The organism is Streptomyces sp. NPDC030798 (assembly GCF_055572275.1).
Genome location: NZ_JBVIDR010000004.1, coordinates 436,178 through 449,653, shown reverse-complemented (window position 1 = coordinate 449,653; position 13,476 = coordinate 436,178). Strand labels below are relative to the sequence as shown.

Sequence of the window (13,476 nt, the reverse complement as noted above, 5' to 3'; positions counted from 1 at the left end):
AGACAGCCATCGGTCACACCTCCCGTTCTTCGCACGACTGACCGCGGCAGCCGACGGCCACCGCGAGGAGCACGCCCCACCCTAGAGGGGCTCGCTCTGCCGCACCACAGAATTTTCCCTTCGCTCATGAAGCGTCGTTGTGACCGCCTCGGCCGCGGCCGGCCTGGAAAAACGGAGACAACGGAGACATATGTCAGAGTGGAGGGGCGAGACGGCGTCGTCAGCAGGTGGAGGAGACAGGAGAGGCGGCCTGTCATGTCCATATATTCCGATCCCCGCAGTTCGCCCACGGCCCGCTCCGTTCCCATCGACCGGCGGAGCGAGGAGTACGCGGACCTCTTCGGGCAGGCCCCGGTGATCTTCGCCGCGCTCAGTGGGCCGAGGCACCTGCTGGAAGCGGCGAACTCGGGATTCTGCGAGGCCGTGGGGTGCGACCGCGTGCGCGTCGGCGAGCCGATCGCAGAGATGATTCCGGAACTGGTTCCGCAGGGTGTCCTCGACCGGCTCGACGAGGTCTACCGCAGCGGCGTCGCATACCGGGCCCAGGACGGGCGGCTCCTGCTGGGAGAGCCGAGCAGGCAGCGGGAGGGGTTCTTCGACTTCACCTACGAGCCCCGCCGGGACGAGGCCGGGCGGATCGACGGGGTCGTGGTGATCGCGGTCGAGACCACCGCGTACCACGACGCGCATCTCCTGGCCTCGGAGCAGCGCGTGTTGCTCGAGCAGATAGCGCGCGACGCCCCTCTCGCCGAGATCCTCGACGGCATGGCCAGGGCGATCGAAGAGTTCTCCCCGGACATGATCGTCTCGGTACTGCTCGTCGATCCCGACGGACGGCGCCTGCGGCACGGCACCGCACCGCGCCTGCCCGACTTCTACAACGAGGCGATCGACGGAACACACATCGGCGAGGGTGCCGGCTCGTGCGGCACGGCCGCCTTTCGGCGCGAACCCGTGATCGTCACGGACATCGCCACGGATCCCCTGTGGAAGGACTACCGCGACCTGGCGCTGCGAGCCGGGGTCGCGGCGTGCTGGTCCACGCCGATCCAGGACGCGGACGGCCGGCTCCTGGGCACGTTCGCGATGTACCACCGCGCTCCCAAAGCTCCCGCGGACCGGGATGTGACGCTCAGCGCTGTGTTCACGCGCATAGCCGCGCTGGCCATCGAACGCCACCTCACGGTGAGGGCGAGGCACGTCGCCCAGGAGCGTGAGAACGCAGTCCGTGAGGATCTGGCCTTCCTGCTGGAAGCGAGCACCGCCATCACGGGCGAGACGCACTATGCGGAGAGTTTGCAGTGCCTGGCCAGGCTGACCGTGCCGGCCCTGGCGCCGCTGTGCGCCGTCCATGTGGTCGAGCGCGGCCGGACCCGCCGCATCGCCGTCGCCGCCTCGACGCCCGAGGAGGAACAGCTTCTCTGCTCCCCCGCGCTGTGCGACGACGTGGACGCCGCCGTCGCCCGTGTACTGGCCTCCGGCACCATCGAGACGGCACACACGGGCAGCCACTGCGCCCAACTCGGCGTCGCGCGCTACGTGTGCGTGCCGCTGGCCACCCGGGGCCGTACGTTCGGCACGCTGACCCTGCTGACCACCTCCCCGACCATGGACGACCACACGATCGCCCTGGCGCAGGAGCTGGCCCGCCGGGCCGCTTCGAGTGCCGACAACGCCCACCAGTTCACCGACCGTGTCCGGCTGGCCCACGATCTGCAGGCAGGCCTGCTGCCTCCCGAGTTGCCCAGGATTCCCGGCGCGGCCCTGGCCGCCTCGTACCGTCCGGCCGGGGAAGGACTCGATGTCGGCGGCGACTTCTACGATGTCTTCCCGCTGTCCGGTGACCGTTGGGCGTTCATGATCGGCGATGTGTCGGGGCGCGGCGCACTCGCGGCCACCACCACCGGAATGGTGCGCCACACCGCACGCGCAGCCGCCCGCCTTCTGGACGACCCGGCCGCGGTGGTCGCCGCCATCAATGACGCGTTGACGGCGGGCCCCGCCGAAGAGGACCAGTTCGTCTCGCTCGTTTACGGCGAGCTGCGGCGCTCCGCGTCCCACCTCGCGCTCAGCCTGATTCGGGCAGGCCACGTACCGCCCCTCGTGCGCCGAGCCGACGGCGCGGTCGAAGAACTCACCCACCCGGGCCTGCTGTTGGGCATCCGTCCCGACCCCGGCTTCTGCCCGTGCGATGTCGCCCTGCACCCCGGCGACAGCCTGGTCCTGGTCACCGACGGCATCACCGAGGCTCGTTCCGCCGACGGCGCATTCTTCGGCGAGGACCGCCTGGCCCACGCGCTCGTCGCCGACCGGACCGCGACGCCCACTGCCGCCACCCTCGTCGACTCCGTCACCGCCGCGGTCACCACGTTCGCGGGCGATGCCTCCCTCGACGACCGGGCCGCGCTCGTGGTGACCGCCACCTGACGGGGGTGCGACGAAGCCGAGGACGGACGTGCTGCGGCAGACTTCACAGGCGTCCGTGGCCGAGGCGAACCGGGGCAGCCGGACGCCGGATCCGCCCGCAAGGGCCGCGAGGGCGCGCCGCTCCCCCGAGCCGGTCCTCGCCGGGGGTCGCGGCGCAGTCACCACTGACACCGGCACCGCCCGACAAGGTGGGGGGTCCGATCACCGTCTCCGGCCTATCGGCCGGTGGAGTCGGGCCCGTCGAGAAGGGCGCTCAGGGGTACGCCGGGGTCGGCGAGCCGCGCCGGATCGACCGGTTTCCCGGAGGTGACGAGGGTGCGGAGGGTGTCGGTGACATCCCAGACGTTGACGTTCATGGCGGCCTGCACCCGGCCCTTGGCGAGCCAGAACGCGATGAACTCACGGGTGTCGGTCCGGCCGCGGAAGACCACCTGGTCGTATCCGCCGGGTTCGACGTGGCCGATGTACTCCATGCCCAGGTCGTACTGGTCGGTGAAGAAGTAGGGAACGCGGTCGTACGTCACGTCCTGGCCGAGCATCGACTTGGCCGCGACCTGGGGCTGGTTGAGTGCGTTGGCCCAGTGCTCGACGCGGATGTGCTTGCCGAGCAGCGGATGGAAGGCGCACGCGACGTCGCCGGCGGCGTGGATGTCCGGGTCGGAGGTGCGCAGACGGGCGTCGACGCGGATGCCGTTGTCCACGTCGAGGCCGGCGGCGGTGGCGAGTCGGGTGTTGGGGGTGATCCCGATCCCGACGATCACCGCGTCGGCGTCGACGCGGCTGCCGTCGGCCAGCAGCACGCCGTCCGCCCGGCCGTCGGCCCCGGTGATCCCGGTGACCCGGGCACCGGGGCGCAGGTCGACCTGGTGGTCGGTGTGCAGGTCGGCGAAGATCTGGGCCACTTCGCGGCCCAGCACGCGCAGCAGGGGCAGCTCCCCCGACTCCAGCACCGTGACCGCCACGCCGGCCGTGCGGGCGGCGGCCGCGGTCTCCAGACCGATCCAGCCGCCGCCGACCACCGCGATGCGGGACGCGGATGCGACGGCCTTCCTGATGCTGTCGCTGTCGGCGAGCCGGCGCAGGTAGTGGACCCCGTCGAGGTCGGCGCCGGGCACCGGCAGGCGGCGCGGTGAGGAGCCGGTGGCCAGGAGCAGCTTGGCGTAGCCGAGCCGGCTGCCGTCGGCGAGCGTCGCTTCGTGCCGGGCCGGGTCGATCGCGGTGACGGCGACGCCCAGGCGCAGGTCGACGTCGTGCTCGGCGTACCACTGCGCGGGGTGGACGTAGACCGACTCCCGCTCGTCCTTGCCCATCAGGTAGCCCTTGGAGAGGGGCGGCCGCTCGTAGGGGCGCTCCGTCTCCTCTCCGACCAGGACGACCGGGCCGTCGAACCCCTCTTCGCGCAGGGTCTGCGCCGCCTTCGCACCGGCCAGGCCGGCTCCGACGATCAGGAATGCCGTGTCGGCGGTCATGTTCTCTCCTCTGCGGCTCTTGCTCCGCTTCAGTGGAGCTGCGTCTTGGCGTGGTGGTGCTGGGCGAGCCGGGCGAGGGCGACCGCCGCGAGCAGGAGTCCGAAGTCCCGCAGCGCGATGTCGTAGTACCCGGGGATGGTCAGCAGGTCGACGATGATGCCCGCGAGCCATCCGGCGACCAGCCAGCCCCCGAAGCGCGGGGCGACGGCGACGACGAGGCCCGCGACGATCTCGATGACACCGACGGCGTACATGGCCGCCTGTGCGCTGCCGGGGACGATGTGGTCGATCCACGGGGCGAGGTAGGTGGGCCAGTCCACGAGGAGATTGGCGAACTTGTCCAGCCCGAACAGGATCGGCGCCACGGTGAAGCCGACGCGCAGGATGGCGAACGCCTGGTAGCCGGGGTCGCGGAACACCTCCCGCCGGGGTGTGGCGGACGTGGTGGTCGTGGTCATGGACGACATGACGCGCCTCTCTTCTCTGTTCTTCTCCGGGTCTTCTATCTACAACTCTCACTAACGATAGAAGCGCACCCTGCCTTCTTTAGTCAATGCCTGTGTGTTTTAGACTGGTGTTCGTGGACACCCCGAAGGAAGCACCCCGCTCCGACGTCTCCGCGGTCGCCGCTCTGGACGAGCCGACACGGCGGCGGTTGTACGACCACGTCGTGCGCCAGCCGGGCCCGGTCAGCCGCGACGAGGCCGCCGAGGCCCTGGGTCTCGCCCGGCAGACCGCGGCCTTCCACCTGGACCGCCTGGCCGACGAATCACTGCTCGATGTCGTCTACGAGCGGCGCAGCGGCCGGACCGGCCCCGGAGCCGGCCGGCCCGCCAAGCTCTACAAGCGCTCCACCAAGCAGGTCACCGTCAGCCTGCCCGAACGGCACTACGAGCTGGCCGGACGGCTCCTGGCCCAGGCCCTGGAGGAGTCGGAGGCCACGGGCGAACCGGTGCGGGCCGTCCTGCACCGAAAGGCCCGTGAACTGGGCACCCGGCTCGCCGCACCGGACCGGAGGGACGTGTTCGGCCTGCTGGAGGAGAACGGCTTCGAACCCCGCCGCGAGGGCGACGTCATCGTCCTCGGCAACTGCCCCTTCCACGCGCTGGCGCGCGAACACACCGAGACCGTGTGCGGCATGAACCTCCACCTGCTCCGCGGCGTGCTCGAGGGCCTCGACGAAGGGGGGCTCCAGGCCTGCCTGGAGCCCCGCCCCGGTCACTGCTGCGTGTGCCTGCGGCCGGCGTCCTCACCGTCCGCTGCCGCGCGGCGCCACTGAGCAGTACCGCCTCCCCTCGCCCACAGGACCTTTCCGACCCACCAGGAGTACGACATGGACATCGCCGCACCGATCACGGCCTCGGTTTCGGACACCGCCGACCTGCCCGCCCGCTCCCTCGGCATCCCCGCCCCCCAGACTCCGATACCTGCCACCCCGCTGCGCGTCGTCCACGAGACGGGCGGCATGGATCTGGCCGCCGCCGAACGCGCCGCCGCTCAGTTCCTCCAGGCGCTCGGCGTCGGGACCGACACGGAGAGCATGAGCGGCACCCCGGGCCGCATGGCCCGTGCCTATGCCGAACTGTTCAGCCCGCGCCCCTTCGACCTGACGACCTTCCCCAACGACGAGGGCTACGACGAACTGGTGCTGGCACGCAGCATCCCCGTCCGATCGGTGTGCGAGCACCACATGCTGCCCGTGGTCGGCACCGCCCACGTCGGCTACCTGCCCGGCCACCGCATCCTCGGCCTGTCCAAGCTGGCCCGCGTCGTCGAGCACTTCGCCTGCCGGCCCCAGGTCCAGGAACGCCTGACGAAGCAGGTCGCCGACTGGCTCCAGACCCACCTCGAACCCAAGGGCGTCGGTGTCGTGATCGAGGCCGAGCACAGCTGCATGACCCTGCGCGGTGTCCAGGCCACCGGCTCCAGCACGATCACCTCCACCCTCCTCGGCACACTCCGCCAGGACGCCCGCTCACGTGCCGAATTCCTCTCCCTGACGGGTCTGCCGGGCTGACCCGGGCCCTCCCGAGGCCGGCGTCACAGGACGGCGATCAGGACGATCCCGATGAGTACGGCGATCACGCCCAGGCCTACGCCGAGCACGCAGCCGGGGTTGTTCGACAGGTCGCCGACCCGAGTCGTGAGGCCCGGCTTGCGCCGGGCACGCGGGGGCAGGGCGGATGCTCTGACGTTGTGGATCTCGTTGCGCAGGATGTTGCTCCACACCTGCGGCGGCAGGTCGGGCGCCTGGCGGCCGTTCTTCGGCTCGACCAGGACGTCCCTGATCCAGTTGCCCGCGGCCGGCGGGCGGTTTCGGTTCAGGAACTCGAACAGCTCCAGCAGATCGTGCAGATGGCGTGGGTCCCGGGCCGACGGTGCCACGGCCCAGTGGAAGACCCGGGCCGCCCGCTCGGCCACGGCCGCCTGTGACGTGCGGTGCGCCGCACCCGACTCCTGCGTGGAGAAGTACAGGGTCCTCCTGAGCACCTCGGCGCACAGTGCGTCCCGCATCTCCGGGCTGCGCCCCTGGACACGGGTGGACCTGCCCAGCTCGTCCAGCACGAGGTCCAGGGAGTCCGGCGAGAGTTCACCGGAGCGCAGTTCGGCGAAGAGCGTCCCGTCGGCGTGGCCGGCGAGTTCCACCTGCAGATGACCGTGCCGCGTGCTGTCCGTGCGCTGGTGCTCGCACAACTCCCGGTGCAGGGCGTCCAGATCACGGGAGGCCGGACCGCCACCCGTCGGGACGGCGCCGAACGGCACACCGGCCACGTACCCGGGCGGCGGGCCGGACGGCACCTGTGGAGTGGGATGCGGGGCGGTGGGGGGTGCAGCGGCGGGTCCGGAAGGCTGCACGGTGGGTGGTGCGTCAGGTGGTGCGTCCGGGCGTGCGGCAGGTGGGGCCGCTGCGGTCACCGAGCCCGTGTCCGCCCCTGCCGCGGCCCACGCCTGGCCCGGGGCGAACCCCTGCACCGGCCCGTACGTGGGCCCCTGCGTCTGTTCCGGCACTCGGACCGCTCCGGCAGACCGCTCATGCTCCAGGGCCCGGTCCCGTGCCTCGTTCCTGGCGAACTCGGGGTCCCGGTCCGAGCCCCGGTCCAGGTCCCGGTCCAAGTGGTCTCGGTCTCGGTCCCGGTCCCGGTCCGAGTCCCGGTCCCGGTCCAGACCTCGGTCTCGATCCAGGCCTCGGTCCCGATCCAGGCCTCTGTCTCGGTCACGGTCCAAGCCCCGGTCCCGGTCCAGGCCTCGGTCCCGGTCCACGTCCGGGTCCCGGTCTCCGTCCCATTCCCGGCGCCGATCCAGGTCCCGGTCCCGATTCCGGTCCCGATACAGATCCCGATCCAGGTCCCGGTCCCTGCCCAGCTCTCGGTCCGGCTCCTGGCCTCGGACCCGGTCCCCGTCCCGGTCCAGGTCCCGGTCCAGGTCCCGGTCAAGATCCCGTTCCCATGCGCGGTCCCGGGCCGCCTCCCGCCTGCGGCTGCCCGGCGGCCGCCGGTCCAGGTCCCGCTCCGAGGTGCCGCCCGGACCGCGGTCGACGTCCAAGTCCCCTTCCGGATACGGTGCTTGGGCCGGTCCTTCCGGCACCGCCGGCACCCTGCGTCTCCGGGCGATCCGGCGGGCGAGGATCTCATGGAGCCGGACACGGCGGTCTCCCCAGTCGAGGGCCGCGCCGCCGCGGAGTTCGTGGACCAGTTGGGGTACGCCGGAACCGTCCTCCGGGTGCTCGAAGAGGTGCTCCACGAGCTGGGCCGCCGCTCTGTGTTCAAAGCGAGGACCGGCGAGGGGGCGGCCCGAGATGCGGGCGAGCGGGCCGGGGCCGCCCGTCTCCGGCTCCCAGCGCGGGACGGCCATCAGCCGCAGGGGATGCGTGTCCACCGTGTCGTAGGTGGCGAACGTCCACTCGTGGGGCAGCCAGTTGCCGAAGATCATGAACAGCCCGAGGTAGACCAGCGGCACCGACTCCGTGTCCGGCCAGTGGAGCGGTGTCTCCTCCTCCAGGAGCAGCGACACCCGCTGCTGCGGGTCGCGCAGCAGCTCCGCGGTGGCCCGGACCAGCGCGTCCCGGACGCTGTCCAGCTGGTCCTGCATGACGGACAGCCGCTTGCGGGCCGTCCGGTCGAGGACCGCGCAGTCGATCTCGTCCTGGCTACCGGAGGCCTCCTCGGCCTTCTCGCGCATGCCGAAGCCCTGTTGGTACGCCAGCGCGATGCACTGACGCGTCTTCAGGACCATGGGATGACCGACGAGGACATGACTGACCGTGCTCCGCCGGCCGGCCCGGTCGGTGGTGGACCACCGCTGCACGAGCATGACGTGGCGGCCGTCCCGGGACACGGTGCGTACGACGCTCCCCCGGTCCGGCACCGCACCGGACACCCACAGCAACGGACCGAGTTCCCGGCCCAGTTCCTCGGCGCGCTCGGCCGAACAGGAGTGGGCGACGGCGCTCATGCCGGTGCCCTGGCGGCCGTGGTTGCCGTCCCAGCGGAAGACGACCTGATGCACCGGGCCGCGCTCCTGGAATCCGCTCACTGTCGTTCCTCTCCCCCGGGCACCCCGGCTTCTTCCGTCTGCTCCCGGGGGACCGCCTCGATCACCGGCGTCTCCCCCACGGCGAGCGCGTCCGCGCCGCCCGGCACGTCGATCAGTCCGTGCATCGCCAGCAGCGCGAGCAGCGGCTCCAGCACCCGCCGGGGCTCCGTACCCGCCGGGTACCGGCCGCCCGCCTCCTGGCCCCCGGTCGCGGACGCGATGTGCAGGGTGCAGCGGCGGATCGCGTCGAAGGGGCGCAGCCAGGCCTGGCCGGCGTGCCGGCGCAGCAGCCCGTACACGTCCCGGCTCTCCTCGCGCACCAGCTCGGGGTCGAGCGAGGTGGCCGGCGGCCGGGCGAGCCACCGGTCGACCGGGGGCTGGAACCGGAGCAGGTCCGCCTTGCCGAGCACCACGGCGGACGGTACGTCCAGGTAGGAGCCGTTCTTCGGCAGCCGGTCGAGAACGGTGCTGAAGGCGAGGTCGCCGTCCCGGTTCACCTCCACGCCCCAGCGCTCCCGAACGTGGTCGAGCTGGGGCAGGGGCAGGGCCAGCGCCGGGTCGACGACGAAGATCAGGGCGTCGACCCCGAGCAGGAACCGCAGCGCCGCATCGGTGCGGACCAGGTCCTCGCCGCCCAGGTCGAAGAAGCCGACGGGACGCACCTGCCCGCGGGGGTCGGTGATCAGCAGCGCCTCCACGAAGCGGGCGAAGTCGCCGAGGGCGGCCGTGTGGTCCAGGACCTTGCCGCCCCGCAGCGGCTGCACCCGGTCGCGGACGAAGCGGGCGTGCTGCTCGGGGTTGACGGACTGCCACTCCAGGCGGAACGGCTTGAGGCCGCCGTCGGTGATGGCCGCGATCATCTGGGTCAGCAGATGGCTCTTGCCGGTGGAGGACTGGCCGACCATCGCGACGGTCAGCGGGCGGCCGTACGTCAGGTAGGGCACCGGGATGAAGTGCTCGGGGAAGGACGGGTTCGCCGTGCACTTCTGGACGGCACCACGCATGGCGTCGTGCCGGGTGACGGGGCTGGTGATGCTCTTGAGGTCGAGCGGCTGCCGGTACTGCATCGTGTCGTCGGCGACGAACAGCTTGGACAGGTCGAGCTGGATGGTCTCCAGGCAGTAGGGGCAGAGCACTTCGCCGTTGCTCCGTCCGGCCGCCGTGGCCGCGTCCTCGGCCCGGGCCACCGGAGCCTGCCGCTTGACGCGCAGCGCCTCCTCGAACGCCTCCCGGTGCGGACGCATCTCGTCGGCGGGCACGGCGACCCTGATGCGGCCGGCGGCGCCCGGTGCCATGAGGTCGAGCACCTGGGCGGGCGTCGGCCGCTCGGCGGCCCGCGGGGCGAAGGCGCGCCGCAGCGTCTGGTCGAGCACCCGGTGGTCGGCGAGGTCGGCGGGCGGCCCGTCGGCCGGTCCCGGCCGCCCGGTGACCAGCCGGTAGAGCACCTGGGCGGCGCTCCACACCGCGTCGCGCGGGTCGGTGAGGCCTTCGCCCCGGCGCTGTTCGGGCGGGCAGAAGGGCTGCCGGCCCCACGGGGTGCGACGGGTTCCGGTCCTGGTCACCGACTCAAGGCCCCACAGCTGCACCCGGGCGCCGTCCCAGAGGACGGTGGCGGGCGACAGGCCGCGCGGCACCAGGCCCTGGCCGTCCAGCAGGCACAGGGCCAGCATCAGGTCCCGGGTGAAGCGCTGCTGGTCGGAGGCGGCCATCACCTGGGTCCGTGCGGCGGGCAGGCCGCGCGGCGCCGCGTACAGCAGGAACGGCTCGGCGGTGTCCGGTTCATAGCCGACGACCCGGGGGAAGAGCGCCGCGTACTCGGTGTCGTCGAGCAGCCGGTGCAGGTGCAGGGCGGTGCCCGCCTCGGTGTCCAGCAGGGCGCGGGCGGCCGGGTGGGCGGCGTCAGCGGCGGACAGGCGCACCTGCACGCACCGCTGTCCCTCGTCGTCCAGCACACACTTGCGGATGAGCTGGGGCAGCGGCCGCTCCCTGCGGGACTCGGGGCCGAAGCGGGCGGGGGTGACGCGGCGGTGGCCCGAGGGCGTGGTGAACTCGAGCTTGTCCGGGCGGGTCACCAGCGGTCACCGTCCCCTCGGTCGGACGGGTCGGGGCGGCGGCCGGAGGCGCCGGTGCCGTCGCCGCCGTACGGGTCGGTCCGGTCGGCGCCGGTTCCGTCGTCGTACGCACCGCGCGGCCGGTCCTGCGCGTCCGTGCGGTCGTGGGCGTTCCGCTGCTCGTAGGCATCGCGTCGGTCGTGCGGGTCCGTGCGGCCGTCATCATCGCGCCGGTCGTGCGGGTCGGTCCGGTCGTAGGCGTCCCGTCGGCCGTAGGCCTCCCGTCGGTCGTACGCGTCGGTCCGGCCGTACTCGTCGCGCCGGTCGTAGGTGTCGTAGGCATCCGCACGGTCGTACGCGTCCGGTCGGGCGTGTGGCCCGCGTCCGTTGCCGTACGGGTCCGGGCGGTCGTAGGGGTTGCGGAACTCCTCGCGGTGGCGGCGCTCGTAGGGGTCGGTGCCGTCCTCGGTGCCGGTGCCGTAGCGGGGGCGGACGGTGTCCACGACTCCGGTGCGCAGCGGGGTGAGCCGGACCAGGCCCGCGTAGCGGCCCGACGACGTCCACAGCACGTTCTCCGGCTGGGCGGGACCGGTGGCGCGCCAGGCCTTCTCGACCTCGTCGCGGACGGCCCGGGGGGCGAATCTGATCCACACGGCGGCCGCCGGGTCGCGGCTGAGCAGGGTGGCCTGCTCGGGTGAGGACAGCTGGACCACGGCCTGCCGGTCGGCCTCGGTGCCGACCAGTTCCGCCGGGCGGTGCGGGTCGGTGCCGAGCAGGTTCGCCGAGGTGGCGCGGACCCGGCGGGCGGCGGCGAACGGCGGTGCCGCCAGGACGCCGTTGTGCTGGAGGTGGCGACGGGCCGTCGACAGCAGATCGCGGACCCGCTCCTCGGTGCGCCGGACGGCGGGGGTGCCGGCCTGGCCGCGTTCGACGGCGCCCCAGTACGGCTTCATGGCCTCCAGGGCGGCGTCGGTGAGGTCGCCGGCCAGGGTGGCGACCAGTTCCGGTCCGCCCTCGCCGCTCTCCCGGTCCAGCCAGCGCGGGGGCTCCTTGGCGCGGTCCTCCCAGAGCCCGGCGGGGCTCTTCTCCCGGTGCTCCGCCGCCCGCCGGTCCGGGCCGGCCGGCTCTTCCCAGACGGGTTCGTCCTGCCAGGCGTAGGCGCTCGTCCAGTCGCCGTCCGTCTCGTCGGAGCCGGAGTCGGTGTCGTCCGCCTCCAGGGCGGAGGGGCTGGAGAGCCAGTCGTCCTCGGCGGGCGTGCCGGTGCGCGGGCCGCCGAAGCCACCGGGCGCGGTGAGCCGTTCGGGTTCCGGCAGCGCCTCGGCCTCGGCCGCGGCGGCCGTGGCGCGCAGCATGCCGGCGACGGAACGGGCGGCGTCGGCGCAGTACAGGCGCTCCTCGACGGCCCAGTGCTCGCGGACCGCCTCGGCCAGCAGGTTGTCCAGCCCGTTCAGGGAGCGGCGCAGTACGGCCGTCGTACGGCCCGGCGCCCAGGCGGCGGCCGCCGCGCGCCACAGCCGGCCCGCCGCCTGCCAGGTCACCAGGAGGCCCGCGACGAGGCCGGCACCGCCGACTCCGAGGGAAGGTCCGGCCGCGAGGGCCAGGGCCACTCCGGCCACCGCGCCGACCAACGCCGCGACGTTCGGGGTCACGGCCCAGCGGCCGGGCCGGCCGGAGCCGCGCAGCCGGACCGCCCCGAGGAGCGCCATGCCGAAGAACACCAGCGGGACGACGAGGGCCAGCGGCAGGTACAGCCCCTGCCACAGCCCGCCCAGGAGCCCCGCCAGGAACGGCAGCAGCGCGGCGACCGCGAGGCCGGGCGGCGGGGTGTCCTCCAGGCCGGTCCGCCGGGCCACGGCCTCCGGGGCGTGGGTGGCGAGCTTCGGCAGCAGTGCCGAACCCGGTACCGGCTGCACCCGGCCGGCGAGGCCGGTGAAGCGCTGGGCCACCGCGCGCATCGGCAGGCCCTGGGCGAGGAGCTTGGCCGCGAACTCCTTCAGGCCCTCGCCGATCCGCTCGCCGATGCCCTCGGCCGACGGCACGCGCAGGCCGAGCGCGGTGAGCCGGGCGGCGGACTCGGCGGGCGGTGCGGTGCCGCCGCCGCGCAGGGCGGTGCCGACCAGGTCCCGGTACTCGTCGAGGGCCCGGCGTGCCTGGTCGACGTCCGCCTCGAACGCGTCCCGGCGCGCGGGCCGTACCAGCCCGTGCAGGCCCTGCAGCCCGGCCAGCGCCTCCTCGGCGTGGTCAAGGGCCTCGGCGCAGGCGTGATATGCGTCGTCGGCGACCCCGCCGGGCTCCCGGTGCGGCTTCTCGCGGACGGCCCGGGCCGCGATCAGGGAGCGCAGCGGCTCGGGCAGATCGGCCCCGGTGGACGCCGACTGCAGGACGTCCGGGGCGAGGTCGGTGTCCTCGCCGGCGAACCGGGTGAGCGCGTCGCGCCAGGCCCGGTCGCGCACCTCGGGCGGCAGGTCCTGCTCCAGCAGGCGTACGCCGGGTGCGGCGACGGCCTCGGGCAGGGACCGCAGGCCGTCCAGCACCTCGAGGTAGAGGTCCGGGACCGACAGCACGTCCACCAGGACCGCCAGCGCGTCCGGGTCGTCGGGCGCCGGCTGCTCCAGCGCGGTGCGGGCGGAGCGCAGGTCGCCGGCCCACAACAGGCCGGTGCCGGTGGTCCGCAGCACGGCGGGGCGCACCAGCCGGCGGTCGGGCTGGAACGCCTCGTCCTCCCCGGCGTACGAGCCGGGGGCGCTGCCGACCAGCAGGACCAGCAGCCTGACCTCGCCGACGGCCCGGTAGCCGGTGAGCAGTTCGTACTGCAACTGGTGATCGGTGAGGCCGGCCGGGGTGTCGACCACCAGGAAGAGCGGGTCGTCGGGTTCCGCCAGCCCGGCACGGCCGAGCTGGCGGGCGACCCGGGAGCGCAGGGCCGGCGCGCTGTCGAGCTCGGCGGCTCCGGCGCGCAGGTCGAGCTGGATGACGGCGCCGTAGTCCTGAGCCAT

8 protein-coding genes are annotated in these 13,476 nt (G+C 73.3%); 3 read left to right on the top strand and 5 right to left on the bottom strand.

The annotated features are described in order from the left end of the window. Positions 1-255 precede the first annotated feature (255 nt). Positions 256-2,427 (top strand): SpoIIE family protein phosphatase, encoded by a 2,172-nt coding sequence (locus ACZ404_RS12580; RefSeq protein ID WP_468438853.1) that lies wholly within the window; start codon positions 256-258, stop codon positions 2,425-2,427. 215 nt (positions 2,428-2,642) lie between these two features. On the opposite strand, the gene ACZ404_RS12575 is transcribed toward ACZ404_RS12580, so the two are convergent. Further along, a complete protein-coding gene (locus tag ACZ404_RS12575) occupies positions 2,643-3,896 on the bottom strand; it encodes an NAD(P)/FAD-dependent oxidoreductase (protein WP_468438851.1) in 1,254 nt (417 codons plus the stop codon). A gap of 29 nt (positions 3,897-3,925) precedes the next feature. Next, complete coding sequence (locus ACZ404_RS12570) at positions 3,926-4,363, bottom strand: hypothetical protein (protein WP_468438849.1); 438 nt, start codon at positions 4,361-4,363, stop codon at positions 3,926-3,928. 107 nt (positions 4,364-4,470) lie between these two features. Here ACZ404_RS12570 and ACZ404_RS12565 point away from each other — a divergent pair, with 107 nt between their 5' ends. Beyond that, complete coding sequence (locus ACZ404_RS12565; RefSeq protein WP_468438847.1) at positions 4,471-5,175, top strand: helix-turn-helix transcriptional regulator; 705 nt, start codon at positions 4,471-4,473, stop codon at positions 5,173-5,175. Positions 5,176-5,229: 54 nt separating this feature from the next. After that, positions 5,230-5,913, top strand: a complete 684-nt coding sequence (gene folE / locus ACZ404_RS12560; RefSeq protein WP_468438845.1) for a GTP cyclohydrolase I FolE — start codon at positions 5,230-5,232, stop codon at positions 5,911-5,913. A 23-nt stretch (positions 5,914-5,936) separates the two neighbouring features. Here folE and ACZ404_RS12555 read toward each other — a convergent pair whose 3' ends face one another. Genes ACZ404_RS12555 through ACZ404_RS12545 form a run of 3 tightly spaced genes read right to left on the bottom strand, consistent with a single transcriptional unit; the run spans position 5,937 to position 13,476 of the window. After that, a complete protein-coding gene (locus ACZ404_RS12555) occupies positions 5,937-8,429 on the bottom strand; it encodes a hypothetical protein (RefSeq protein ID WP_468438843.1) in 2,493 nt (830 codons plus the stop codon). Continuing rightward, the gene (locus tag ACZ404_RS12550) at positions 8,426-10,501 is read right to left on the bottom strand and encodes a hypothetical protein (protein WP_468438841.1); all 2,076 of its coding nucleotides are present in this window, start codon (positions 10,499-10,501) and stop codon (positions 8,426-8,428) included. The genes ACZ404_RS12555 and ACZ404_RS12550 overlap by 4 nt, the downstream gene beginning before the upstream one ends. Continuing rightward, positions 10,498-13,476 (bottom strand): hypothetical protein, encoded by a 2,979-nt coding sequence (locus ACZ404_RS12545; RefSeq protein WP_468438999.1) that lies wholly within the window; start codon positions 13,474-13,476, stop codon positions 10,498-10,500. The genes ACZ404_RS12550 and ACZ404_RS12545 overlap by 4 nt, the downstream gene beginning before the upstream one ends.

What these genes read in the sequence shown, in the direction of transcription:
- ACZ404_RS12575 (WP_468438851.1), bottom strand. Translation starts at nt 3,896, where the DNA reads ATGACCGCCGACACGGCATTCCTGATCGTCGGAGCCGGCCTGGCCGGT.
- ACZ404_RS12570 (WP_468438849.1), bottom strand. Translation starts at nt 4,363, where the DNA reads ATGTCGTCCATGACCACGACCACCACGTCCGCCACACCCCGGCGGGAG.
- ACZ404_RS12545 (WP_468438999.1), bottom strand. Translation starts at nt 13,476, where the DNA reads ATGGCTCAGGACTACGGCGCCGTCATCCAGCTCGACCTGCGCGCCGGA.
- ACZ404_RS12580 (WP_468438853.1), top strand. Translation starts at nt 256, where the DNA reads ATGTCCATATATTCCGATCCCCGCAGTTCGCCCACGGCCCGCTCCGTT.
- folE (WP_468438845.1), top strand. Translation starts at nt 5,230, where the DNA reads ATGGACATCGCCGCACCGATCACGGCCTCGGTTTCGGACACCGCCGAC.